This window comes from Microbulbifer agarilyticus (genome assembly GCF_019800665.1).
Lineage (GTDB): Bacteria > Pseudomonadota > Gammaproteobacteria > Pseudomonadales > Cellvibrionaceae > Microbulbifer > Microbulbifer agarilyticus_C.
In genome coordinates, this window is the sequence record NZ_JAHVKO010000001.1 from 370,241 (window position 1) to 396,291 (window position 26,051).

Below are 26,051 nucleotides of genomic sequence, written 5' to 3' on the forward strand. Positions count from 1 at the left end.
GAAAATTACGTAAATCGGCTTTTATAAAGTGACCGAGCCTGAAATTAATCAACTCCAGCAAGAGTCTGTCGAATCTTGCCCCCTGTGCCGCCATCGGGCGGCACAGCCATTTCTGTATCACCAGGATAAGCAGCGTGCCTACTACCAATGTGGTGAGTGTGCGCTGGTGTATGTCCCTCGTTGTTACCACTTATCTCCAGCGGAAGAAAAAGCCTATTACGACCTGCACGAAAACCATTTGCAGGATCCCGGTTATGAAAAATTCTTGAGCCGATGTGCGGATCCGTTGCTGGCAAGGTTGCCCGCGGGAGCACATGGTCTGGATTTCGGATGTGGTCCCGCGCCGTTGCTGGCGAACATGTTGAGCAGCAACGGGCATCCTACTGCGACTTACGATCTTTACTACCATCCAGAAAGTGCTGTGCTCGAGCAGTCTTATGATTTTGTTGTCAGCACCGAAGTGGTTGAGCACTTGGGTGAGCCGGGGGAGGTGATTACCTCCTTGTGGCAGCGACTTAATCGTGGCGGTGTGCTGGCGCTAATGACCAAACTTGTTGCTTCGCAGGAGCGCTTTGCCAGCTGGCACTATATCCGCGATCCAACGCATATTGTCTTTTTCAGCGTGCCCACCTTTTCGTGGCTGGCACGCAAGCTCAATGCGGAGCTTGAGATTGTCGGCGCCGATGTTATTTTTTTACAGCGACGCGACTGACTCAGGTATTTACCCGGAACAATTTTGCCCGCACGGTGGTGCGATACTCGCTGGGTGTCGTTGAGAGAAACTTTTTGAACAGGGCAGTAAAATGCCCCATATCCTGATAGCCCACTTTTTCTGCAATTTCGTTCACCGATAGGTTGCTGGATTGCAGCAGCTCGCGTGCCATATCAATGCGAACGTTCTGCAGGTATTGCAGTGGCGTTTGCCCAGTGGCCAGTTTGAAGCGGCGGTTGAAAGAGCGCACGCTCATATCGAAATGTTTGGCCACTTCACTGAGCTTTACGTCGTCGCTGCAGTGCTGTTTTAGCCAGGTTTGTGCCTGCACAATCTCTTCGTCCGGATGCAGATGTACCGCGCCTTCCGAGTAAGCAATCTCTTCAAATGGTCTGCGAATCTCGTGTGAAAAATTGCGCTCGACGTGGCTGGCAATAGACGGGCCGAACAGCTGGCGAATCAGGTGCACGGTGACGTCGGCGAGAGCATTTACACTGGCTGCGCAGAACAGTCGGTCCGCCTGAGTAATAAAATACTGCCGTTTTAGCTTCACTCTCGGGTAGTCCGAAGCAAAGCGCTCAAAGTAGTGCCAGTGGGTCGTTGCGGGCTTGTCATCCAGTAATCCGGCCTCGGCGAGAAAGCACACGCCGGTGCCCACCGCGCTGATGACCGCACCTTTTGCGGCCTGGTCGCGCAGCCACGCCAGTAGCCCGGTATTGCGTTTTAGTGCCGGGCGCGGGTTACGCCACAGGGCAGGCAGGTAGATGATGTCGCTGTCGGGTACCTGATCAAGTGCCATATCCGGAGCCAGGTTGAACCCGGAGCGGGACTTCACCGGAGCGCCATCGACGCTGGTGGTGACCAGTTTCAGCGATACCGACTCTTTTTCTGCTCTGGCACGGCTCTCGGCACCTCTCAGCATCTCCAGTGGCAAAATGGTGCCGGTGGAAAGCATTTGATCAATCAAAACAAACGTGACGGTGGGCATGGGTAACTCTCAAGTATGACCTTATGCGTGCAGTTTCTGGCCCGTTCGCGACAGATGGCGGCAGTCGGGCAAGTTTGCCGCATAGATACCGGTTTGCTGGCCGTTGCTTGGCAGAAAATGCCGTCATTACACATGGCCAGATGGTCAAAATTGCTGGCCAGTATGCCCATAACGAGGCCGAATCACCAGCCCCTAAACTGGCGCCCATCCGAATTCACCGGGTTATTTCGTTTCGCATTTCCATACTAGGCTGGAGGTCAGGATGCAGCGCCTACCTGTTATCACTGCGTTTGGGGGATTCAACCCTGCGGGTCGCAGCTCGTTTCACCGTGGCTACAAGCGCATGGTGCTGGATAGCCTCGCCATTGAGGAGCGAACCGACGTCCTGTCTGATCTTGCAGCCCTGATGGGATTGCGCACCGGTGACGATGCTCAGGGGCCATTGAGTGCCGCGCTGGAGCAGCAGGTGCTGCAGGGCACCCTGGTGCGGGAGCTGGAGTCGCGCTTCTACGATTATCGCCAGTGCCACTTTCACCAGCCGGCCGCACTCTCAAATGCGGGTGGTTTCACCTTCGAAATGTCCGCGCGCCAGCTGCCGAACCCGATTCCCGACGATTGGCAGGTAGAGCCGTTGGATAGCGGTCGTGTGCGGGTGCATGCCGGCGCCTTGTCGGTCATGCTCGACAGCCATCGTGAAATCTCTGTTGCTTCTGCGGGCCAGTTGCCTACGGGCTTTGAGCCGGGCCAGGAGTACAATTCCCGGTTCCACCCGCGCGGTCTGCAATTGGCGATTCTCGGTGCATCTGACGCGGTGCAGTCCCTGGGTATTGATTGGGACACTGTCGCGGCGAAGGCGGGCCCGGACAAGATCTCCGTGTATGCCAGTTCCGCAATGAGTCAGTTGGACCCCAATGGCAATGGCGGCCTGCTGCAGTCGCGTCTGCGCGGCGGGCGTGTGAGCTCGAAGCAGTTGGCACTGGGTCTCACCAGCATGCCCGCGGACTTTGTAAACGCCTATGTCCTGGGTAGTGTGGGCACTACCGGTGCGGTTGCCGGTGCCTGTGCAACGTATCTCTACAACCTGCGCGCTGCGGTGGAAGACATTCGCTGTGGCCGTGCGCGCGTTGCCGTAGTCGGTGCGGCAGAGGCGCCGTTGGTGCCGGAAGTGGTGGACGGTTATACCACCATGGGTGCACTCGCGAACCTGGATGGACTGCGCAAGATTTTTGATGGTGACATCGACTTCCGGCGCGCCAGTCGCCCATTTGGCAATAACTGCGGCTTTACCCTGGGAGAGGGGAGTCAGTGGGCGGTGCTGATGGACGATGAACTCGCGCTCGAGCTGGGTGCGCCGATTCATGGTGCGGTGGCCAACGTCTTTGTGAATGCGGACGGGGCCAAAAAGTCCATCTCCGCACCCGGCCCCGGTAATTACCTCACCGTTGCCCGGGCAATGGCAGAAGCGCGGGCCATCCTGGGTGAAGACAGCCTGCGAAACCGCAGCTTTGTTCAGGCCCACGGTTCCAGTACCCCGCAGAACCGGGTTACTGAGTCGGCCATCTTTGACCGCCTTGCCGGTGCCTTTGGTATCGAGGCGTGGCCGGTATGTGCGGTGAAAGCCTTTGTGGGGCACACCGTAGCGGCGGCCAGTGGGGATCAGTTGATTACCAGCCTGGGTATGTTCCGCCGCGGTATTCTGCCGGGCATTACCACCATCGACCGTGTGGCCGACGACGTGCACCACGAAAATCTCTCATTGTCGCTTGAGCATGTGGAGCGCGATCCGCAATCCCTGGATGTGGCCTTCCTCAATTCGAAAGGGTTTGGTGGTAACAATGCGACGGCCAGTGTGCTGGCGCCCCACGTTACCGAGAGCATGCTGGCCAAGCGCCACGGCCGGGCAGCGTTCACCGCATACCAGAAGCGCAATGAGGCGGTGACCGAGCAGGCTGCGGCATATGATGCCCGGGCCAGCCGCGGTGATCTGAACGCGATCTACCGGTTCGGTGAGGGCCTGATTGATGAGTCGGCCATCGAGCTGGATGCTTTCAGTCTCACGTTGCCGGATGGCGCTGGCGCCATTTCCCTGGAGTCAGAAAATCCCTTCGCGGATATGGTGTGACTCATGCTTATTGCGCATTCGCCTGCGCGATAAGCCAGTAACCGGCGGCTTCAGGTGTCGCCGGTTTCCCTTCCTTACTGCGTGGTGACTCTGTCTCCGTGCGCTTTTCCCGCTATGCTTCGGGGCGCAGTTACCGGTTGTCTGCGTGTTGCCTGTTCTTGAAACAAATTCCTGACTTTATGAACGAATGGGTCAGATTTTGATCGGAATACCTGTCTCACCACAATGTTTGCACCAAACCGGACAGTAGATATGGCAGAAATGGTATTCAAACACACGTTTGAATCTGGCTATACTTGGCGCGTCGACTGATTTCGGACAATGCGTCATTAAGTGGCAACACTGGTATCGCACGCTGTCTGCGGCGAGTCCTATCTCAGTCTTGCACAACCCGACCCCCGGACCGGTACATTGTCGGCAATGACACCGGGTCACCAATCAATGAGGTCAATAATGTTATTTAGTGGCAAAGCGCTATCCGTTCAGATGCTGGACAACGGCATCGCGGAACTGAAATTCGATCTGGAAGGCGAGTCCGTCAATAAGTTCAATCGTCTCACCGTATCGGAATTTTCCGACGCTCTGGACGCGATTGAAAAAGCGGGCGACATCAAAGGCCTGCTGCTGACCAGTGGCAAAAATGTATTTATCGTCGGTGCGGACATTACCGAGTTCGGTGGAGCTTTCTCCGCTGGCCCGGAAGGCATCGCCGAGCTGATGAGCAAGAACAACGACAACATCAACCGACTGGAAGACCTCCCGTTCCCGACCGTGGTTGCCATTAATGGCTTCGCGCTCGGCGGTGGCTTCGAAGTGTGCCTGGGTTGTGACTACCGCGTGATGGGCGATAAGGCCAAAGTGGGTCTGCCCGAAGTGAAGCTCGGTCTGATTCCGGGGTGGGGCGGCACCGTGCGTTTGCCGCGCGTGGTTGGCGTTGACGTGGCAGCCGAGTGGATTGCTGCAGGTAAAGAGCAGCGTCCAGATGCGGCACTGACTGCGCACGCCGTGGATGCGGTGGTTCCGGCAGACAAGCTGCGCGGTGCAGCGCTGAAGCTGCTGGAGCGTGTTGCTGCAGGCGAGCTGGATTACCAGAAGCGTCGTGAAATCAAGAAGTCGCCGATTCCGCTGAACGATACCGAAGCGCTGATGGCATTCTTCACCACCAAGGCGTTTGTTGGCCAGCAAGCGGGTCGCAACTACCCGTCTCCGGTTAACGCGGTAACCTCCATCGAACAGGGCTACAAGCTCGACCGCGATGCGGCACTGAAAATCGAACAGGAGCAGTTTATTGCCAGCGCGCAGACCGAAACTGCGAAGTCCCTGGTGGGCCTGTTCCTGAAAGACCAGCTGGTTGGCAAGGTTGCCAAAGGTTGGGAAAAGAAAGCGGACAAGAAAATCGAGCGCGCAGCCGTACTGGGTGCAGGCATTATGGGTGGCGGTATCGCCTACCAGTCTGCCTATAAAGGCACGCCGATTAAGATGAAGGATATCAATCAGGATGGCATCGACCTGGGTCTGAATGAGGCCAACAAGCTGCTGGCGAAACTGGTTGATCGCGGTCGCATGACTGCGAGCAAAATGGGCGAGGTGCTGAACCGCATCGAGCCGACCCTGAGCTACGACGGTTTCGACGATATCGACGTGGTGGTTGAAGCGGTGGTGGAAAACCCCAAGGTCAAGCACGCTGTTCTGACCGAAGTGGAAGGCAAGGTTTCAAATGACACCGTAATTGCTTCCAACACTTCTACCATTTCTATCGACAGCCTGGCTGCGCCGCTGTCGCGCCCGGAAAACTTCCTGGGTATGCACTTTTTCAACCCGGTGCACAAAATGCCGCTGGTGGAAGTGATTCGCGGTGAGAAAACTTCCGAAAACGCCGTTGCCCGCGTTGTGGCCTACGCCAACAAAATGGGTAAAAAGGCGATTGTGGTACGCGACTGCCCAGGATTCCTGGTAAACCGTGTGCTGTTCCCATACTTCGCCGGTTTCGCCATGCTGGTGCGCGATGGCGCCGACTTCCAGCAGGTCGACAAGGTGATGGAGCGCTGGGGCTGGCCGATGGGTCCGGCTTACCTGATGGACGTGGTTGGCATCGATACCGGTGTGCACGCCGAGCAGGTAATGGCGGAAGGTTTCCCAGAGCGTATGGGCAAGACCTTTACCGCAGCCTCCGACGTAATGTACGAAGCAGGGCGCTACGGCCAGAAGAACGGCAAAGGCTTCTATGTCTACGAGCAGGACAAGAAAGGCCGTCCCAAGAAAGTGGTAACTGAAGAGTCCTACGAGCTGCTGAAGCCGCACGTGGCTGATCGTCGCGAGTTTGAAAACGACGAAATCATCGAGCGTATGATGGTGCCGATGGCGACCGAACTGGCGCGCTGCCTGGAAGAGGGCATCGTGGACTCTCCGGCGGAAGCGGATATGGCGCTCATCTACGGTATCGGCTTCCCGCCATTCCGCGGTGGCGTGTTCGCTTGGCTGGACAGCATTGGCCTGGACAACTTCGTGAAGATGGCCGAGAAGTACAGCGACCTGGGTGCGCTGTATGAGCCGACCAAAGGCATGCGTGAAATGGCTGCCAGCGGCAAAACCTACTACGGCAACAAGTAAGGAGAGTATCCATGAGTCTGAATCCTAGAGATGCCGTAATCGTCGACTATGCGCGTACCGCCATGGGTCGATCCAAAAATGGCGTTTACCGCAATGTGCGTGCGGATGACATGTCTGCTGAACTGTTGAAGAAATTTCTGCAGCGCAACGAGAAGCTGGATCCGAAAGAAATCGATGACCTGATCTGGGGCTGTGTCATGCAGCGTGACGAGCAGGGCTTCAACGTAGCGCGCTTTATCGCTCTGGCTGCTGGTCTGCCCCACACCGTTCCGGCGCAAACCGTGAACCGCCTGTGTGGTTCTTCCATGTCCTCTCTGCACACCGCCGCTGCCAATATTCAGGCCGGTGTGGGTGATGTCTATGTGGTCGGCGGTGTCGAGCACATGGGTCACCTGAACATGATGGAGCACGTGAGCCCGAACCCGATGCTGGGACGCCATATGGCGAAGGCTGCAGGCTCCATGGGCATGACTGCTGAATACCTGGCGATGATGCACGGTATCCAGCGTCAGCAAATGGACGAGTTTGGTGCGCGCTCTCACCAGCACGCTGCCAAGGCCACTGAAGAGGGCAAGTTCAATCGCGAGATTATCGCAATTGAAGGCCACGACGCCGATGGCGTGCCGATTCTGGTAGAAACCGATCAGACCATCCGCCCGGAAACCACCGTTGAAGGTCTGGCGCAGCTGAAGCCGGCGTTCGATCCCAAGCACGGTCAGGTAACCGCGGGTACTTCCTCGCAGATTACCGACGGTGCATCCGTGATGTTGGTGATGTCCGCCGAACGTGCCCAGGCACTGGGTATGACCCCGGTCGCAAAGGTGCGCGAAATGGCGCTGGCTGGTGTGGATCCGTCCATCATGGGTTACGGCCCGGTACCTTCCACCCAGAACGCGCTGAAGCGCGCAGGTCTGACCATCGACGATATCGATAAGGTAGAGTTGAACGAAGCGTTCGCGGCGCAGGCGTTGCCGGTGCTGAAGGACCTCAACCTGCTGGATAAAATGGACGAGAAGGTCAACCTGTACGGTGGTGCTATCGCACTGGGCCACCCGTTCGGTTGTTCCGGTGTGCGTATCACCGGTACCCTGTTGTCCGTGATGCAAAATGAAGGCGGTGACCTTGGTGTTTCGACCATGTGTATTGGTCTGGGTCAGGGTATCACCACCATCGTAGAGCGCGTATAAGCCGCTCCGGCTTCCGTGCAAAAGATGGGGCGCCCATGGGCGCCCCATTTGTTTTCAACGCACTTATTGAAGCCCTGTGTCCTCTGTGGCACAATCTGCTCCCCTCGCTGGACGGCTAACCTGTTTTTTCTCAAAAAGGCAGGTAAATCAAAGAGTTATCCGCGAGTTTGGAATTGGGGACGTGGTGGAATTGGTAGACACGCCAGATTTAGGTTCTGGTGCCGCAAGGTGTGGGAGTTCAAGTCTCCCCGTCCCCACCAATTAAATATTTCGCAGTCCGTGTTCATTCGTTGCCCGCAGCGCGCATTTATGTCGTGTTTCGCAGGGTAGAGGTGGTGACGCGGGCTGTTTGTATTTGGCGGCCGGATAAGATTCGGCGCAACGCTAAGCGCTGGTGCTGGTTAGACATTTCCGTAGCCCGGCATTATGTGAAGAGAAGAGTCTCACGAGGATTAACATGCAGGTTTCCATCGAAACAACTTCCGGACTGGAGCGTCGCTTAACGGTAAATTTGCCGGCAGAAGTGGTGGATAAGGAAGTTGATAAGCGCCTTCAGCAAGCGGCAAAGACCGTGCGCATCAACGGCTTCCGTAAAGGCAAGGTGCCGATGAAGGTTGTGCGTCAGCGTTTTGGTGCCGGTGTTCGTCAAGAAGTGCTGGGCGAGGTAATGAGCCGTTCTTTCTACGACGCGGTTCAGAAGGAGCAGGTAAAGCCTGCCGGCCAGCCGAGCATTGAAGCCAAGAATGTAACCCCGGGTGAAAACCTGGAGTACGTAGCGACCTTCGAAGTTTACCCGGAAGTTGCGCTGACCGATCTGGCAGAAGTTGCTGTTGAGCGTCCGACCGCTGAAGTAACTGACAAAGACGTCGACAACATGATCGACGTACTGCGCAAGCAGCAGTCCGGTTGGAAAGATACCAAGCGCAAGGCGCAGAAAGGCGACCGCGTAACTATCGACTTCGTTGGCCGTAAAGACGGCGAAGAGTTCGAAGGTGGCAAGGCTGAAGGTCAGCAGCTGGTTCTGGGTTCCGGCAGCATGATCCCGGGCTTCGAAGACGGCATTCTGGGCATGAAGCCGGGCGAAGAGAAAGAAGTGGAAGTGACCTTCCCGGAAGACTATCAGGCGGAAAACCTGAAAGGTGCCGACGCAGTGTTCACCATCAAGGTAACTGCTTCTGAAAAGCCTGAGCTGCCTGAGCTGAATGATGAATTCTTCGCTGGCTACGGTGTTGCCGAAGGCGGCGAAGAGAAGTTCCGCGAAGAAGTACGCGGTAACATGGAGCGTGAGCTGAAGAACGCTGCACTGAACAAGGTCAAGACCCAGGTCATGGACCAGCTGTTCGAGAAGCACCAGGTAGAAATTCCTGCTGCACTGGTTGCCGGCGAAGTTCAAACCCTGCGCGGCCAGATGGTTCAGCAGTTCGGTGGTCAGATTAAGCCGGAAGACGCTGCAAAAATGCTGCCGGACACCATGTTCGAAGATCAGGCGAAGCGTCGCGTTGTTCTCGGCCTGGTGGTTGGCGAGATCGTCAAGGAAAACAAACTGTCTGTTGACGCGGACCGCGTAAAGGCAAAAGTTGAAGAGCTGGCGTCTACCTATCAGCAGCCGGAAGAAGTGGTTGAATACTACTTCAACAACCGCGAGTTGCTGGCTGGTGTTGAGTCTGTAGTGTTGGAAGACCAGGTAGTTGATTTCGTCCTGGATAAGGCCAAAGTCAGCGAAGTTGAAAGCAGCTACGACGACGTGATCAAGCCGCAAAAGCAAGCTTGATTCGCACACGTATGCAGTTGAAAGCGGCCACCTTCGGGTGGCCGTTTTTGTTTGTGCGAGATGCTGAGAGTCAATCTGGCATTATCGCCGCCGAGCAGTTAAGCTCAGGTTGAACAAATTTTTCAGAAGTGTGTTTTTTTTGAGCACATGCGTTCTGACCCGCCTAATACGCCGAAAAAGGAAGCATCGTATCCATGGCATATATTGACCGTCCTAGTAGTTCCCAAGACATTCTTGCCACCGGTGGCCTGGTGCCGATGGTGGTAGAGCAGACCGCCAGAGGTGAGCGTTCGTTTGATATTTATTCCCGTCTGCTGAAAGAGCGTGTGATCTTTCTGGTGGGGCCGGTAGAAGACCATATGGCAAACTTGGTAGTGGCGCAGCTACTGTTCCTGGAAGCCGAGAACCCGGATAAAGATATTCATCTGTATATTAATTCACCAGGTGGGTCGGTGACTGCGGGCATGTCGATTTATGACACCATGCAATTCATCAAGCCTGATGTGAGCACCATGTGTATCGGCCAGGCATGTAGCATGGGTGCCTTCCTGCTCACCGCCGGTGCAGAAGGGAAGCGTTACGCCACGCCAAACTCGCGTGTGATGATCCACCAGCCGAGTGGTGGCGCCCAGGGGCAGGCTTCAGATATTCATATTCACGCTCAGGAAATCCTCAAGATCCGCGCGCGTCTGAACGAGCTTATGGCTCATCACACCGGCCGTACCGTGGCAGAGATTGAGCGTGACACGGATCGTGATCGCTTCCTCAGCGCGGACGAAGCCAAGGAATACGGCCTGGTGGACCAGGTGTTGGCGCATCGCCAGGGCTTAGCCAAGTAGCACCTGAACGCTATCTGGCACGCACTTATTCCCCAAAATTGCCCCGGGTAGGGGAGTGATGTTCCGCAACCGCTGTGCACTGCGCGCAGTTGTTGCGGCATGTCGCTGAGCCTCTACTCCGGGAGAGAACAAAAAAGCTTGAAAAACCTGCCAAAAGACCGCATCTTGATTACGAACCCCTTTTGCCACCGCATTTTGGCTGGCTGTCAGAGCACGGAGTACTTAGATGACTGATAAGAACAGCGGAGAAGATAACGGCAAACTCCTTTACTGTTCCTTCTGTGGCAAGAGCCAGCAAGAAGTACGCAAGCTGATTGCAGGCCCTTCTGTATACATCTGTGACGAGTGCGTTGAGCTCTGCACCGATATCATTCGCGAGGAAGTGCAGGAATCTGTCGAAGGTGACGATTCTCGCCTGCCTACACCTCAGGAAATTACCGAGATTCTTGACCAGTACGTAATTGGTCAGGCGCGTGCCAAAAAAGTACTGGCGGTCGCGGTATACAACCATTACAAGCGTTTGCGCACCAGTAAGGGCGTTAAAGGCAAAGATGATGTTGAACTGGGTAAATCCAACATCCTGCTGGTAGGTCCTACCGGTAGTGGTAAAACCCTGTTGGCGGAAACACTGGCCCGCCTGCTGAATGTGCCATTCACCATTGCGGACGCCACCACCCTCACCGAAGCCGGCTATGTGGGTGAAGATGTCGAAAACATCATTCAGAAGCTGCTGCAAAAATGTGATTACGATGTAGAAAAGGCCCAGCAGGGTATTGTTTACATCGATGAAATTGACAAGATTTCCCGTAAATCCGATAACCCCTCCATTACCCGGGATGTTTCCGGTGAGGGTGTGCAGCAAGCACTGTTGAAACTGATTGAGGGCACAGTTGCCTCGGTACCGCCTCAGGGTGGCCGCAAGCATCCGCAGCAGGAGTTCCTGCAGGTAGACACCTCTAATATCCTGTTTATCTGTGGTGGTGCCTTCGCTGGCCTGGATAAAGTTATCCGCGATCGCTCAGAAAAAGGCGGCATCGGTTTCTCGGCCGAGGTCAAATCCAAAGACAGCAACAGTAACTTCGGTGAAGTGTTGTTGGATCTGGAGCCGGAAGACTTGGTGCGTTACGGCTTGATCCCGGAGTTCGTTGGCCGCTTGCCGGTGACCGCGACGCTCGAGGAGCTTAACCGCGCTGCGCTTGTGCAAATTCTGACCGAGCCGCGCAACGCGCTGACCAAGCAATATGGCAAGTTGTTCGATATGGAAGGGGTTGAGCTGGACTTCCGTCCAGATGCCCTGGACGCGGTAGCAACTAAAGCCATGGAGCGGAAGACCGGTGCACGTGGACTGCGTTCGATCATGGAGTCGGTACTGCTCGAAACCATGTACGACATCCCATCCATGGATAATGTCGCCAAAGTCGTAATTGACGAGGCCGTGATCAAAGGTGAGTCGGCCCCATTGCTGGTATACGAGCAGGTGGAAGCCCAGAAAGCCGCGCCGGAAGAGTAAGTTCCTCCGCGCTGATCACTCCGCCTTTCGGCAGATAAAAGCCCCGGTTTGGGGCTTTTTTTGTGCCTCCAAGTTGGCGCCCGATTCACGCAGCCACCGGCGGTGTCTGCAAGCGCTTTTTGCGACTAGTTTTTCGGTTTTTGGATAATATTTGTTCTACGTCTGGGGCGTCACAGAGAACTTGGGTTTTATGCAACCATCGTCAAGTCGCCGAAATTAAACTAATTTTGCTGCGTGTGACGGGGTGGACTTGTTATTCTGGGCGACGCCCCCACCTTAGCTGTTGAACTGGCACAAGTCGTATCGAGCGTCCGCACTGGAGGCGACGCGACAGATACGTTGACGCTGCCAATCTGGCGGCGCAGGCCGCCTGAAGGCCGAGAGGAGTTATATGGACCAGCCATCCGAGACCTTGAACGAATACCCCCTGCTGCCACTGCGAGATGTAGTGGTCTATCCGCATATGGTGATCCCGCTGTTTGTCGGCCGAGAGAAATCCATTGATGCGCTGGAAGACGCGATGCGCAGCGACAAGCAAGTGCTGCTCGTGGCGCAGCGCCAAGCGTCCGAAGACGACCCCGGTGCGGACGATGTGTATCGCGTGGGCACCGTAGCTAGCGTACTGCAATTACTCAAGCTGCCCGACGGCACCGTCAAGGTACTGGTGGAGGGTGGCCACCGAGTGAAAGTCGAGGAGATTCAGGAAGGCGAGGAACATTACCGCGCCACCGTATCCCCGATTGAATCGGAAGAGCTTTCCGAGGCGGAAGCGGAGGCACTGGTGCGCTCTGCCATGTCGCAGTTCGAGCAATACGTCAGCGTTAGCAAAAAAGTACCGAACGAGGTGATGACCTCACTGTCCGGTATCGATGAACCGGGCCGCCTGGCAGACACCATCGCTGCACATATGTCGCTGGATCTTGCGCAAAAACAGGAATTGTTGGAAACCATCAGTGTTAAGCAGCGTCTCGAGCACCTGCTGGGGTTGATGGATTCAGAGATTGACCTGATTCAGGTAGAAAAGCGCATTCGCGGTCGCGTGAAGAAGCAGATGGAAAAAAGCCAGCGCGAGTACTATCTGAATGAACAGATGAAGGCGATTCAAAAAGAGTTGGGCGAGATCACCGAAGAGCCCAATGAAATTGAAGAGCTCGAGAAGAAAATTGCCGATTCCGGCATGTCTGCCGAGGCGGAAAAGAAAACCCGCGCGGAACTGGGCAAACTGAAAATGATGTCGCCCATGTCTGCGGAAGCTTCCGTGCTGCGCAGCTACATCGACTGGATGTTGAGCGTGCCCTGGAAAAAGGCCAGCCGCGTGCGCCACGACCTGATCAAGGCGGAAGAGATTCTGAACAAGGATCACTACGGCCTCGAAGAGGTGAAAGAGCGTATCCTGGAATACCTCGCCGTGCAGAAGCGGGTGAAAAAGGTGAAGGGGCCAATTCTGTGTTTAGTTGGACCGCCCGGGGTAGGTAAAACCTCTCTCGGGGAGTCCATCGCACGCGCGACCAATCGCAAGTATGTGCGTATGGCGCTTGGTGGTGTGCGCGATGAGGCCGAGATCCGCGGTCACCGCAGAACCTACATCGGCTCGCTGCCCGGTAAGTTGATTCAGAAAATTTCCAAGGTCGGGGTGAAAAACCCGCTGTTCCTGCTGGATGAAATAGACAAGATGGGTATGGATCACCGCGGTGATCCGGCATCTGCTTTGCTCGAGGTGTTGGACCCGGAGCAGAACAAGTCTTTTAACGATCACTATCTGGAAGTGGACTACGACCTCTCCGATGTGATGTTCGTGTGTACTTCGAACTCGATGAATATTCCCGGCCCCTTGCTGGACCGTATGGAAGTGATTCGAATTCCCGGATACACCGAAGATGAAAAGTTGAATATTGCCCAGCGCTATCTGATTCCCAAGCAGCGTAAAAACGCTGGCCTCAAGCCTGAGGAGCTGGAGATCACCGACGAGGCAGTACGCGATGTTGTTCGTTATTACACGCGGGAGGCTGGTGTGCGCGGGCTGGATCGCGAAATGGCAAAAATTTGCCGTAAAGTTGTTACCGAGCATGTACGCAAATCCACCACCAACAAGGTGGTGATCAAGCAGGATCAGCTGGAAGACCTGTTGGGCGTGCGCAAGTTCGATTACGGTCGCGCGGAAGAAGAAAACAAGATCGGTCAGGTGACCGGGCTTGCCTGGACCGAAGTCGGTGGCGAGCTGCTCACGATCGAGTCCTCAGCGGTTCCCGGTAAAGGGCGCGTCATCAAGACCGGTTCGCTCGGTGATGTGATGCAGGAGTCGATTCAGGCTGCGCTCACTGTGGTGCGCGCGCGTGCTCAGTCACTGGGTATTGCTCCGGACTTCCATGAAACGCGCGATATTCATATCCACGTTCCCGAAGGTGCCACGCCCAAAGATGGACCTTCAGCGGGTATTGCGATGTGCACCGCCTTGGCGTCGGTACTGACTAATATTCCCGTGCGTGCCGATGTGGCAATGACCGGTGAAATTACCCTGCGTGGTGAAGTGCTGCGCATTGGCGGCCTGAAGGAAAAGTTACTGGCTGCGCACCGCGGTGGTATTAAAACGGTACTGATCCCGGCGGACAACGAGCGTGACCTCAAGGATATTCCTGACAATATTCAGCAGGACCTGGTGATTAAGCCAGTTAAGTGGATTGATCAGGTGTTTGAGTATGCGCTGGAATCGGTGCCCAATGCATTGAGTGATGAAGAGTATTCCGCGCTACAGAAAAAGGCGGATGAGCGCTCCCAGCGTTCGGTTCAGACTCACTGATTGTCAGGGGTGCGTTACCGATCATAACTTGACCTGATTTAGGCCTCTTGACCTGCCGCTTGATAAAAGGCGGCAGGTCTTTTTGTTATCAGGTTGTTGAAGTTTTGAACGATTTTATCTGTCTTGTACTTTTTCCACCCGACTGCCGCTTGTTAGTCAAAGAGGTGACAGTCGGTGGTTGTTAAGTTTGCGACAAAAAACCATTGAAACGTTGGTATCAAGTCGCTTAGAGTACGCCGCCGGCCGTTGCGGGCGGTTAAAAAATAAGCTTGCCGGCCGTTGACTGAACAAGTGTGGCTTAAAAGTGTCAAACTGCCCGCAAAGCCGCATGGTTCCTTGACCCACTAACAGGCAGTTGGTATAAAACGTGGCTTGTTGTGCTACGGGGGAACCGCAGTCGATTGGTAAATCCGCTGCGAAAAAATACTTGATTGCACCTTGTTATTCAGGGATGCAACAGACCTGACGAACACACCTGGAATTGAACTCTGGGAACTACTTCCAGATTCAGAATCTAGTTACATAGACCATTTAGACCTAGAAAAGAATAGAGGGATATAGCGTGAATAAGTCCGAACTGATTGAAGCCATTGCCGCGTCTGCTGACATTCCTAAGGCAGCTGCTGGCCGTGCTCTGGACGCCATGGTAGACAGCATTACCGACGCTCTGAAAAAAGGCGATCAGGTTGCTCTGGTTGGCTTTGGTACCTTCGCCGTTAAAGAGCGCGCCGCGCGCACTGGTCGCAACCCGCGCACCGGTGACCCAATCGAAATCGCTGCCGCTAAGATCCCGAACTTCAAAGCTGGTAAAGCTTTGAAAGACGCGGTGAACTAAGAAGCTTTGTAAAAAATGCTTCAAAGAGGCGTATCACTTGGATGCGCCTTTTTTGTTTCTGAAAGATTGAAATCGGAATCAGGATCAACGGGATGTTTCCCTGATCAGCACGCAGAACCTAGTTTGTGCTGAAATAAGAATAACTATTGATCCGGTGGTATACAGACAAGAGTTAATTTCGGAGCTGGATATGCTTCAGTCCATGCGTGACAACCTGAAGGGAACCGCTGCCATTATTGTTGCGGCGTTTTTCGGATTTATCATGGTGATTGGTGGAATCGATTTTTTCACCGGTGCCAGCGGTGGCTCTGCCAATAAAGTGGCAGAGGTAAACGGCGAAAAGATTTCTCAGCTTGACCTGCAGCGTGCGATCCAGAATCGCCGCGCAATGATTGAAAACCAGTATGGCGAAAATGTGCCAACTGACTTGCTGACCGATGAACAACTGCGTGGCCCGGTGCTGCAGCAGCTCGTCAATAGTGCGGTTATGCGACAGGCCGCGCTCGATCGCGGTATGGCGATGAGTGTCGCCGCGGTAGATAAGGAAATCGTGCAGATGCCCGGTTTCCAGGTAAACGGCCAGTTTGACCAGCAAATGTATCGCGATGGTCTGCGCCGTATGGGATACAGCCCGACGGTTTTCCGTCAGTTGCTGGAGCAGGAAATGGTGATGCAGCAGTTTATCGACAGTGTGTCGCAAACTGCGTTCAGCACCCGTACCGATGCCGAAAATATCGTTGCCGTGTCTATGGAAGAGCGTGACTTCGATTACGTGACCCTGTCTGCGGCACCTCTGCTCGAAGGTATTGAGGTTGCGGATGGTGAAGTGCAGAGCTACTACGATGAAAATCAGTCTGCATACCAGCGTCCTGAACAGGTTTCTGTTGAGTATATCGAGCTGACCCCTGAGTTGTTTGCAGCGAATATCGATATTTCAGACCAGGATGTGCGCGCGCAATACGATCAGGAAGTGAAGAATTTCCAGGCGAGTATTCGTCGCCATGCGGCACATATTCTGGTCGAAGGTGATGACGAGGCTGCGCAGGCGAAGGTAGCGCAAGTTCAGTCAAAGCTGGATAGCGGTGCCGAATTCGCAGCACTGGCGAAAGAGTACTCCGATGACATCCTGTCCAGTGAAGACGGTGGTGATGTTGGTTTCACTTCCGGTGATGTATTCCCGCAAGCGTTCGAGGAAGCGCTCGCCAAATTGCAGGTTGGTGAAGTGTCCGGCGCGGTAAAAACCGATGCGGGCACCCATTTCATCAAGCTGATTGAAGTTGCCGATGCGGAGCCGCCGACGTTTGAAGAGCGCAAGGCTGCCATTGAGGCGCGCATCCGTAACGCGGAAGCGGAGCGGGAGTTTGTTGATGCGGTAAGTCGCCTGGGTGACCTGGCGTACAACGCTGAGACACTGGCGGCGCCCGCAGAAGAGCTGGGCGTAACCGTACAGACTTCTCCTTTGTTCTCCCGCCAGGGTGGCCCGGGTGTTGTCGGCGAGCGTCAGGTAATTACCGCAGCGTTTTCTCCTGAAGTTCTCGAAGACGGCAATACTTCAGACGTGTTGAATCTCAATGAAAATCACGCGGTGGTATTGCGTGTTGTTGAGCACAAGGCTGAAGGCGTGAAGCCGCTCGAAGAAGTGAAGGCGGAAGTTGTACAGCGCCTGAAGCGCGACAAGGCGAGCGAGCAGCTGGCGAGCAAGGCCAAAGATATTGCCTCGCAGGCTGGCGAGAGCGGTGGCCTGGCGGCGGTTGCAGAGTCTGAAAGCCTGACCCTTGAAACCAGCGATAAGACCCGCCGTGGTGGCTTTGGTGCCCGTGGCGAGGTAGTGAACAAGGTGTTCACTATGGCAGAACCGCGTCCGGGTGCCCGCACTCTGGATCAGTTCACCCTGCCGAGTGGCGATGTTGTGGTTGTGCAGCTGCGCGATGTGCGCTCTGGCGATCTGACCCGTCAAAGTAAAGAGCAGCGTGATGCACTGATGCAGCAGTTGTCTTCTATGCTGGGAGGCGCAGAGCTGGCAGCGGTACAGAAATATCTGCTGAGCAAGGCGGACGTGGAAGTGTTTAGTGAGACTCAGCAGTAACGGCTGATTGTTTCCGCAAATAAAAAAACCGGCGAATTTCGCCGGTTTTTTTATGTCTGAAATAAGCAAAAAGCAAAATGGCAACGCAGAGATTGCCGTTGTGCGGTTTGGCCGATTTAGCCGTTATTGGCGCTATCAACAAATAGCGTCAGGCGCTGGCCTGGTTGCAGGTAGCTGTTCTGGCTAATTTTGTTCCAGCGCACGATATCGCTGATATCGATACGAAACTTCTGCGCGATCCGGTAAAGCGAGTCGCCACTGCGCACTCGGTAAGACACTTTACGGGTAGTGCGGCTGGTGCTGGAGCTGTTGTTGCTTCCATTTGCGTTGTAAGCGACCAGTTTGCGCCCGGGGCGCAGAGTGTCCCCTGGCGCCATGTTGTTCCAGCTGGCCAGTGAGCGTACTTTCACGTTCAGGCTGCGGGCGATGCCCCAGAGAGTGTCACCCGGGCGCACCGTATAGCTGGTCTTGCGACCCTTGCCAGAAGACTGGCGACGCTTCACGCGCTGATCGATGGAATAAGCGTATTGGGCATTGGGGCCGGAAGCGCTCGGAATCAGCAGGGTCTGACCTGCGCGGATTCTGCTGCCACGCAGTTTGTTGGCCTGCTGGATCGCGGCGATCGTGGTTTCGTAGCGGCGCGCAATGACCGACAGCGAGTCACCGTTGGCTACACGGTAGTGCTGCCAGCTTACGCGCTGATCCGCCGGTAGCTTGTCCAGGGCTGCGACGAACTGAGTGCTCTTTTCATGGGGAACGAGCAGTCGGTGATTACCTTCAGGGTCTGTCGCCCAGCGGTTATAGCCGGGGTTCAGCAGGTACAGCTCTTCAATTTCCACACCGGCGAGATCTGCCGCCTGGGCGAGGTCAATCTGGCTGCCCACGTTTACTGCAGCGTAATAGGGCTCGTTGCCCACATCGTGCAGTGGCACTTTGTAGTGGTTCGGGCGGGAGACCACTTCGGCCAGTGCCAGCAGTTGTGGCACATAGCGGCGGGTTTCGCGGGGCAGTTTCAGGTCCCAGAAACTGGTGCCCTTACCGGCGCGCGCATTGCGCTCGCGCGCGCGGCGTACGGTACCTTCGCCGGCGTTGTAGGCCGCGAGTACCAACAGCCAGTCGTTATCGAACTTGGCGGCCAGGTAGTTGAAGTACTCGGAGGCCGCGCGGGTGGACTCCACCACATCGCGGCGGCCGTCATACCACCAGTTCTGGTGCAAGCCGAAGGAGCGTCCGGTCGCGGGAATGAACTGCCACATGCCGGAGGCTTGTGCGTGGGAATAGGCGAAAGGATCGTAGGCGCTCTCGACGATGGGGAGCAGGGCAAATTCCAGCGGGACGTTTTCCTGCTCCAGTTGCTCGGCGACGTGGAAAATGTAGCGGCGGGAGCGTTCGGTAACCCGGGCCATATAGCCCTGGTTAGAGGAAAAATATTTTACGTAGTCCTGGACTTTTGGGCGGTTTGTCTCGCGATCCAGGGTAAAGCCCTGGCGCAGGCGGTGCCAAATGTCGTTGTTGGCCAGCGCAGGTTCGGCAGCATTGAGAATGTTCTCGCTGATGGCACTGTCCATACTGGGCATGGAATCCACGCCGTCAGTCGGTTCAATCTGTGCAGTTTTCGCCGCACTTGGTGCAGAGTCAATCTGGGTGCAGGCCCCTACCGCCGTTGCCAACAGCGCAACAGCAAACTTTTTATAAACCATTCTGGTATCCGAGGTCTGTATTTATCTCTTTGCTCTGCACCGAACTGGCCAGGAATCTTCTGCGGAATGCTGCCACAGGCGTCGTTATTTTTGATGCCGGCGGGCCCTAGAAGAGGCGTCGTTGAATAATGCGCATGAGCTTTGTTGTGTAATTGTCTGATTCTAAAGAGGAGGGTGAGTCCTGGTCAATGCGATTTGGTCAAAAAACGTCCTTTTGGTGGCGTAAATTGGCGAAAATTTCGACAGGGTTCGCATTCTCAGGCAGGCCTTTTGCCTGAGCCTGTAAACGTATATCTGGCTCGTCGGCACGCAGGAACGGGTTAGTGGCGCGCTCCAGCTCAATACTCGAAGGAAGGGTCGGCTCTCCGCGGTCGCGTATTGCTTTCGCGTCTCGTTGGCGGTCACGCAGTCGCGGATTATTGGCATCGACGGCAAGGGCAAATTCGAGGTTCGCCAGTGTGTACTCGTGCGCGCAGTAGACTCGGGTATCTCCCGGCAGCGCTGCCAGGCGCGAGAGCGACTGGTACATCTGGTTTGGTGTGCCCTCGAACAGTCGGCCGCAGCCGCCGGCAAACAGGGTGTCACCACAGAACAGGTGTTTTGCTTCGCCGTCCGTCATAAGCAGTGCGATATGGTCCAGGGTGTGCCCCGGTACCGCGAGCACCTCACACGGGGCTCCCAGCAGCGTTAGGTGGTCGCCGTCACGCAGCGGGTGGGTGACACCTTCAATGGTTGCCGGACCATACACCGGGCAATTAAAGGCAGCGGTGAGCTCTGCGACACCTCCGGTGTGGTCGAAATGATGGTGGGTAAGCAGTATGCCGTGTAATTGCTTGCCAGCGAGTGCCGCCATGACAGGGGCCGCATCACCGGGGTCGACTACCCAGTGTTCGTCATTTTGTTGTAAATGCCAGATATAGTTGTCGTTAAATGCTGGGATGGGGCGGATTGTGATCATTAGCTGTCCCCGCTAACCTAAGAATCATTGGCGCAACATTAGCACAGCCTGCGCAGTCATTTGTGCGCTTGGTGAGATAGGGTATTCTGGCCGCTGACCGAATATTCATTTCTGCCGCGTGATGCCCCGTATGTTGGCCACCAGAATATAGGAGCTGGAGATGATAGCTGTTGGAGATAATGGGAGCTGGAGATGACTAGGATGCCGGAAAATCCGGAAAAACATTCCCTGTTCTATCGCGGGAAAGCGCCTATTTCTCCGTTGGCCGAATCCTGTCCGGCGTTAAGTGACTGGTTCGACAGCGGCCTTGGCCGGGAGATTCTTACCCAGCAGCTGGCGCTGGTCCAGCCGGTGGTGGAGGGGATGTTCGGCTACCACCTGATGCAGGCGAGTGTCGCGCGGCAGGTGGATTTCGCCGCGTGTAGCCGTATCAATCACCGCTTTAAGTTGAGCCCCTGCCCGGAAGGCCAGGGGGCGGCGCTGGTGGAATTTGAGCAGTTGCCGTTGCCCTCGGAGTCAATTGATGTGGCCGTGCTGCACCACCTGCTGGACTTCTCCCCTCAGCCTCACCAGGTGCTGAGAGAAGCCGCCCGGGTATTGATTCCCGGCGGGCATATGGTGCTCATCGGATTCAATCCGTTTTCCCTGTTGGGGCTCGCGCGTCTGTTCGGGGGCTCCAGCCCCTATCAGCTGGGCAACCAACTGCGTGCAGCGCGCATCGAGGACTGGATGAACCTGCTGGACCTGCAGTCCGGACAGGTAGAGCGCGGATTTTTCCGCATGCCGCTCAATCACGGGGACCTGCTTTCCAAGACTTCCTGGATGGAGCGGGTGGGCACGCGCTGGCACTTGCCGTGGGGCGGCTTTTACATCATAGTCGCGCGCAAAGAAGTGGCGCGGATGCGCACCATCAAGCTCAACTGGCGCGGCGAAAAGAAACCTGCCCTTAGCGCGGTGCCGAGCAGTCCACGGGTGGCTGCCCGGGGGCGCCATCAGAAGCAGGGACGCCACAATAAGTGATGTGCCTGAACAGGCTGTATCAGAGTAGAGTTGTAGCAGAATGGATTACGGCTCCAATAATTTCATAACGAGAACGCATTGAAACAAGTCACCATTTATACCGATGGCGCTTGCCGGGGTAATCCCGGTCCGGGCGGCTGGGGCGTATTGCTGATGAGCGGTGAGGCCGAAAAAGAGTTGTGCGGGGGTGAGTCAATGACCACCAATAATCGCATGGAACTGATGGCCGCAATTCAGGCATTACAGGCGCTGAATCAGCACTGCCGCGTCGACCTGCATACCGACTCACAATATGTGCGTCAGGGCATTACCGGTTGGATTCACAACTGGAAAAAGAATGGTTGGAAAACCGCAAACAAAAAACCAGTGAAAAACGCCGACTTGTGGCAGGAACTGGATAGCGCGATTGGCGAACACGACGTGCACTGGCACTGGGTGAAGGGGCACGCAGGTGACCCGGGTAATGAGCGGGCGGATGCGCTGGCGAACCGCGGAATTGACGAATTGGGGGCCTGTTAAAGCATGCGGCAAATTGTTCTGGATACCGAAACCACCGGTCTTGATCCCAAGTCCGGGCATCGCATCATTGAGATTGGTTGCGTTGAGCTGATCAATCGCAAGTTGACCGGCCGTCACTACCACCAGTACATCAATCCCGAGCGTGAAGTCGACGACGGTGCGATTGAGGTGCACGGTATCACCAACGAGTTCCTCGTTGATAAGCCCATCTTTTCGCAGGTGGTCGACGAGTTCATGACCTTCTGTGATGGTGCCGAGCTGGTCATCCACAACGCACCGTTCGACGTTGGCTTTATCGATTCAGAGTTAAAGCGTCTGGGGAGCCCCCGTTGGCAAAACGTTGCCACCCATTGCGGGGTGCTAGATACCCTGGCTCTGGCGCGAGAAAAGCACCCGGGCCAGAAGAACAACCTGGACGCCCTGTGTAAGCGGTACTTCGTCGATAATTCCCAGCGCGATCTTCACGGCGCTTTGCTGGATGCGGAAATCCTTGCCGACGTCTATCTGATTATGACCGGCGGCCAGACGGATCTGTTGGCCAGTAATGACGCGTCCGGTGAAGCCGATCAGAAGCAAGAGGCGAGTGCTGCGGAGCCGGGTGCTATCCGTCGCCTGAGTGCGGAGCGGGCATCGCTCAATGTGGTGCGTGCAAATGAACAGGAGCTGGATGCGCACGCCGCGTTTCTGGCGCTGTTGGAAAAATCCGGCGGCAAGCATTTCTGGTAGTTGAACGCGTTGCGTGTGAATCGTATGTACGCATCAGCATGAAACAAAAAAGGGGCCAAAGGCCCCTTTTTTTGTTTCATGTGGTTTTGTTTCATATCGTTCGGCGAATACTCAGATTGCAAATACCACGCAGGTCAGTGCAACCACGGTCAGCACGAGAGTGTAGGGCAGGGCCATCACCACCATGCGACCGTAGGACAGGCGAATCAGTGGTGCCAGTGCGGAAGTCAGCAGGAACAGGAAGGCCGCCTGACCATTGGGTGTGGCAACACTCGGCAGGTTGGTGCCGGTGTTGATCGCAATCGCCAGCTTGTCGAAATGCTCGCGGGTAATATCGCCGGCGAGCAGTGCGTCTTTCACCTCGTTGATGTACACGGTCGCCACGAACACATTGTCACTGATCATGGAGAGCACGCCGTTGGCCAGGAATAGAGTGCCTGGTTGCTGCTCTGGCTCCAGGCTCAGTACGAAGTGGGTAATCGGCTCGAACAGGTGCTGTTGATGGATCACCGCAACAATCGCAAAGAACACTACCAGTAGCGCGGTGAAGGGAAGGGCTTCTTCAAATGCATGGCCGATACGTGGCTCCTGAATAACGCCGTTAAAGGCGGTCAGCAGCACAATGATCATCAGGCCAATAATGCCTACCTCGGCCACGTGAAAGGCCAGTGAAAGTACCAGGATCACCGCAACGATGCCCTGTACCCAGAGTTCGACCACGTCGCGCTGGGTGCGCTTCTGTTCCTGTTCGGTGGCGAAATTGGAAAGTACTTCGCGCACGGCACCCGGCAGCTTGGCGCCGTAACCGAAGACCTTGGCTTTCTCCAGCAGGAAGCAGGTGGTCAGGCCGGCCGCGAACGCGGGAATGGTGACCGGGGCCATCTGCTGGAAAAACTGTACGAAGTCCCAGCCGGCCTTTTCCGCGATCAGCAGGTTTTGCGGTTCACCCACCAGGGTGCATACACCGCCGAGCGCAGTGCCAACGGCGCCGTGCATAATGAGGCTGCGCAAAAAGGCGCGGAACTGGTCCAGATCGGAGCGGTGGTATTCAACCACGTGGTCGTCGTGGGAGTGGTCGTGGTCCGAGTGTGCCGGACGATTGGAAGCTGTCTTGTGGTAAACCGCGTAGAAGCCCACCGCAACAGCGATCAGTACGGCGGTGACTGTTAGGGCATCCAGGAACGCGGAGAGTATCGCGGAAACGCCGCAAAACAGCAGTGACAAAGTGGTCTTGGAGCGAATGCCGACGAGGAGCTTGGTAAATACGTAAAGCAGCAGGCTCTTCATAAAGTAGATGCCGGCAACCATAAACATCAGCAGCAGGATAACCTGCAGGTTTTCTTTTACTTCGTGGTAGACCGCATCGCTGCTGGTGAGGCCAAGCAGCACCGCTTCGATGGCGAGCAGGCCGCCGGGCTGCAGCGGATAGCACTTGAGCGCCATGGCGAGGGTGAAGATAAATTCACCAATCAGGACCCAGCCGGCCACAAACGGGGAGGTGGCATACAAAAGGATTGGGTTCAGGATCAGGAACAGGGCGATGGTCAGCTTGTACCAGTCCGGCGCTTCCCCCAGGAAATTGGCGGTAAATGCGCGGGCCATGCCGCCACCCGCCGCGGGCAGAGTATCGTTTAGAGAGTTCATTTTTTGTTACTTCCCTGGTCCGCTGTGTGCCCGTTCCCGTGGTCGCCGGGATTTCGGCGGGGGAAAGTACCGATTTCGCCCCCAAAAATCAATTGGTTTTGCCTGTGGTGACCCGCTTTAGACTATGCGTCCGCAATTTTGTCGATTGATCGATGGAAATGAATTGATTTAATCTGGAAACTTTTACGGTTTTGTACAAGCGAGCCAGCTCTCTGAGAAGCAGGGCGATGCCCCGGGGAGGGACTGGTGGTAAAAATAATGAAAATTGCAGTGGTGTAGGCAATGAGTGGATTGCGTGAAATCAATCTGACTTCTATCAGTCTGGTCAAGGACGAGCTGGTTGCGAGTATCGAGGGGGCTACCGGCCATCTGGACCAGTTCGCGGAAGATCAGGCTGACAAGCCAGCGTTGGAAAAGTGTATCCAGGCGCTTCGCCAGGTGACCGGCGTATTGCAAATGGTCCAGCTGAGTGCCGCGGAGCTGCTCGCCCAGGAAATGTTGAGTGCGATGGGGGACCTGTTGCAGGATCGCCAGCAATCTCCGCAGGACCTGCTGGAGAGCCTGGGGACAGCGTTTTACGTGCTAACCCGCTACCTGGACTTCGTGCAGAGCCGCGCAGCGCCCCGCCCGGAGCTGCTGGTTCCCTATATCAATAGCCTTCGACTGGCCCGCGCTCAGGCGCCGGTGCCCGAAAGCCATTTCCTGCGCTGTCGCCTAGAGGCCACCGTACCGGGTGCGGTTTCTTCGGCAGTGATGTCCGAGGATCTGAAAACCTTTGTGCGGCGCTTCCGCCATATGTATCAGGTTGGATTGCTGGCGCTGCTCAAGGGCAAGCCGCGCGGTCCGGCCTACACCATGATGGCCCGCGCACTGCAGCGTATCGCCAGCGTTTGTGCGGGCCGCCCCAATGGCAAGTTGTGGTCGGTGGCGGGTGCTGCGCTTGCCGCCATGGCAAGCCGCGAGATGCTGGTGAATCGTCAACGGGTCATGGTTTTCAGTATGCTCGATCGCCGCCTGCGCAACATCTGTCGCGACGGCGACGCCGTGCTGGATCAGCCGGCTCCCCCGGTATTGATCAAAGAGTGTCTCTACTGGCTGGCCCTGGCGGGGCCATCAGGGCAGGGTGAAAAGCTGCTTCAGGTGTTCAGCGTGCGTCCGTTGGACTACCGCGAGCCCGAACTGGAGCGCGACCGGGCGAGCCTCGGCGGGCCTGGTGCTACTGCCATTGCTGCTGTTGCCAACGCGCTGGAAGAGGAACTCTCCGGTGTGCGTCGCTTGCTGGATGATGCCGAAATGGTCGGTGTGATTGCCGGCGATGATGAGGGCGGCCTTGTAGATACCCTGCGGCGAATTTCCAACACCTTGATCATGTTGAATTTCCGCCGCATTGGTGAAAATTTAGGCGGTTCGCTGAGCGCTTATCAGAACTGTGCCCAGGTAGGTGGGCGCGCTGCGGACAACGCGCTGCAGCAGCTGACCAACCAGATTCTGGCCGTAGACAGCACCATCCGTTCCATGCGCCAGCGCTCCACCATCGAGTTGGATGAGAGCGGCCATGCGGACGTTGAGCTCGAGCGCAGTCAGCTGGAAGACGCTGAGCTGGCGGTGCTGAAGGAAGCCGAGGCGGGGCTGGCGTTGATTAAACGTGCCCTTGGGTCCTATGCGGAATCCGACTACGACCATGGCCACATTCGCAACGTGTCCACCACGCTGAACAGTGTGCGCGGCGGTCTCGTGGTCTTGAGTTTGAGTCGTGCGGCAGCAGTGGTTGAGCGATTGGCGCACTTTGTCGACGCGGTGATCGATCAGGCAAATACCGCACCGGCGGTTGAGCAGTCGCTGGAGACGTTTGCCGACGCGATTATTAGCCTGGAGTATTACCTGAACGAAGTGAAGATGCATCGTCAGGTGGATATGCAGTCTCTGGATTTGGCGGTAGAGAGCCTGGAGGCTCTGGGGTATCCGGTTGAGGTTGCCTGAGACGAGTCTCTGGTGCAGTCTTGCCTAAATGACCTGCGTTCAGAGTC

General features: G+C 56.0%; 18 protein-coding genes and 1 tRNA gene. 15 read left to right on the forward strand and 4 right to left on the reverse strand.

Annotated elements, in window-relative coordinates:
* Window positions 1-28 precede the first annotated feature (28 nt).
* Window positions 29-712 (forward strand): class I SAM-dependent methyltransferase, encoded by a 684-nt coding sequence (locus KUV22_RS01480; protein ID WP_222227873.1) that lies wholly within the window; start codon window positions 29-31, stop codon window positions 710-712.
* A 1-nt stretch (window position 713) separates the two neighbouring features.
* On the opposite strand, the gene KUV22_RS01485 is transcribed toward KUV22_RS01480, so the two are convergent.
* Complete coding sequence (locus KUV22_RS01485) at window positions 714-1,700, reverse strand: GlxA family transcriptional regulator (protein WP_222227874.1); 987 nt, start codon at window positions 1,698-1,700, stop codon at window positions 714-716.
* A gap of 262 nt (window positions 1,701-1,962) precedes the next feature.
* Between KUV22_RS01485 and KUV22_RS01490 the strand changes: the two genes are divergently transcribed.
* From KUV22_RS01490 to KUV22_RS01535, 10 genes are all read left to right on the forward strand, one after another.
* The gene (locus KUV22_RS01490) at window positions 1,963-3,822 is read left to right on the forward strand and encodes a beta-ketoacyl synthase (RefSeq protein WP_222227875.1); all 1,860 of its coding nucleotides are present in this window, start codon (window positions 1,963-1,965) and stop codon (window positions 3,820-3,822) included.
* A 453-nt stretch (window positions 3,823-4,275) separates the two neighbouring features.
* Complete coding sequence (gene fadB / locus KUV22_RS01495) at window positions 4,276-6,432, forward strand: fatty acid oxidation complex subunit alpha FadB (protein WP_222227876.1); 2,157 nt, start codon at window positions 4,276-4,278, stop codon at window positions 6,430-6,432.
* A gap of 11 nt (window positions 6,433-6,443) precedes the next feature.
* Window positions 6,444-7,619, forward strand: coding sequence for an acetyl-CoA C-acyltransferase FadA (gene fadA / locus KUV22_RS01500; RefSeq protein ID WP_010132868.1), 1,176 nt, complete (start codon window positions 6,444-6,446; stop codon window positions 7,617-7,619).
* A 175-nt stretch (window positions 7,620-7,794) separates the two neighbouring features.
* A tRNA-Leu gene (locus KUV22_RS01505) sits at window positions 7,795-7,879 on the forward strand.
* Window positions 7,880-8,076: 197 nt separating this feature from the next.
* The gene (gene tig, locus KUV22_RS01510) at window positions 8,077-9,390 is read left to right on the forward strand and encodes a trigger factor (RefSeq protein WP_222227877.1); all 1,314 of its coding nucleotides are present in this window, start codon (window positions 8,077-8,079) and stop codon (window positions 9,388-9,390) included.
* A gap of 194 nt (window positions 9,391-9,584) precedes the next feature.
* Window positions 9,585-10,229 (forward strand): ATP-dependent Clp endopeptidase proteolytic subunit ClpP, encoded by a 645-nt coding sequence (clpP, locus tag KUV22_RS01515; RefSeq protein ID WP_222227878.1) that lies wholly within the window; start codon window positions 9,585-9,587, stop codon window positions 10,227-10,229.
* Between the two features lie 226 nt (window positions 10,230-10,455).
* Window positions 10,456-11,739: an ATP-dependent Clp protease ATP-binding subunit ClpX gene (clpX, locus tag KUV22_RS01520; RefSeq protein WP_077402622.1), complete on the forward strand. Its 1,284-nt coding sequence runs from the start codon at window positions 10,456-10,458 to the stop codon at window positions 11,737-11,739.
* A gap of 391 nt (window positions 11,740-12,130) precedes the next feature.
* A complete protein-coding gene (lon, locus tag KUV22_RS01525) occupies window positions 12,131-14,536 on the forward strand; it encodes an endopeptidase La (protein WP_222227879.1) in 2,406 nt (801 codons plus the stop codon).
* 562 nt (window positions 14,537-15,098) lie between these two features.
* Entirely contained in the window at window positions 15,099-15,371 is a 273-nt protein-coding gene (locus KUV22_RS01530) for an HU family DNA-binding protein (RefSeq protein WP_010132873.1), read from the forward strand.
* A gap of 190 nt (window positions 15,372-15,561) precedes the next feature.
* Window positions 15,562-17,457, forward strand: coding sequence for a SurA N-terminal domain-containing protein (locus KUV22_RS01535; protein WP_222227880.1), 1,896 nt, complete (start codon window positions 15,562-15,564; stop codon window positions 17,455-17,457).
* Between the two features lie 116 nt (window positions 17,458-17,573).
* Here the strand turns inward: KUV22_RS01535 and KUV22_RS01540 are convergent, their stop codons facing one another.
* Entirely contained in the window at window positions 17,574-19,157 is a 1,584-nt protein-coding gene (locus tag KUV22_RS01540; RefSeq protein WP_222227881.1) for a LysM peptidoglycan-binding domain-containing protein, read from the reverse strand.
* A gap of 199 nt (window positions 19,158-19,356) precedes the next feature.
* Window positions 19,357-20,115, reverse strand: a complete 759-nt coding sequence (gloB, locus tag KUV22_RS01545) for a hydroxyacylglutathione hydrolase (protein ID WP_222227882.1) — start codon at window positions 20,113-20,115, stop codon at window positions 19,357-19,359.
* 192 nt (window positions 20,116-20,307) lie between these two features.
* Here gloB and KUV22_RS01550 point away from each other — a divergent pair, with 192 nt between their 5' ends.
* From KUV22_RS01550 to dnaQ, 3 genes are all read left to right on the forward strand, one after another.
* A complete protein-coding gene (locus KUV22_RS01550) occupies window positions 20,308-21,135 on the forward strand; it encodes a class I SAM-dependent methyltransferase (RefSeq protein ID WP_261319067.1) in 828 nt (275 codons plus the stop codon).
* Window positions 21,136-21,213: 78 nt separating this feature from the next.
* On the forward strand, window positions 21,214-21,654 hold the full coding sequence (rnhA, locus tag KUV22_RS01555) for a ribonuclease HI (protein WP_222227883.1): 441 nt from the start codon (window positions 21,214-21,216) through the stop codon (window positions 21,652-21,654).
* Window positions 21,655-21,657: 3 nt separating this feature from the next.
* Complete coding sequence (gene dnaQ, locus KUV22_RS01560) at window positions 21,658-22,380, forward strand: DNA polymerase III subunit epsilon (RefSeq protein ID WP_222227884.1); 723 nt, start codon at window positions 21,658-21,660, stop codon at window positions 22,378-22,380.
* Window positions 22,381-22,491: 111 nt separating this feature from the next.
* On the opposite strand, the gene nhaB is transcribed toward dnaQ, so the two are convergent.
* Entirely contained in the window at window positions 22,492-24,024 is a 1,533-nt protein-coding gene (gene nhaB / locus KUV22_RS01565) for a sodium/proton antiporter NhaB (RefSeq protein ID WP_222227885.1), read from the reverse strand.
* Between the two features lie 282 nt (window positions 24,025-24,306).
* Between nhaB and KUV22_RS01570 the strand changes: the two genes are divergently transcribed.
* Window positions 24,307-26,004, forward strand: a complete 1,698-nt coding sequence (locus tag KUV22_RS01570; RefSeq protein WP_222227886.1) for a hypothetical protein — start codon at window positions 24,307-24,309, stop codon at window positions 26,002-26,004.
* Window positions 26,005-26,051 lie beyond the last annotated feature (47 nt).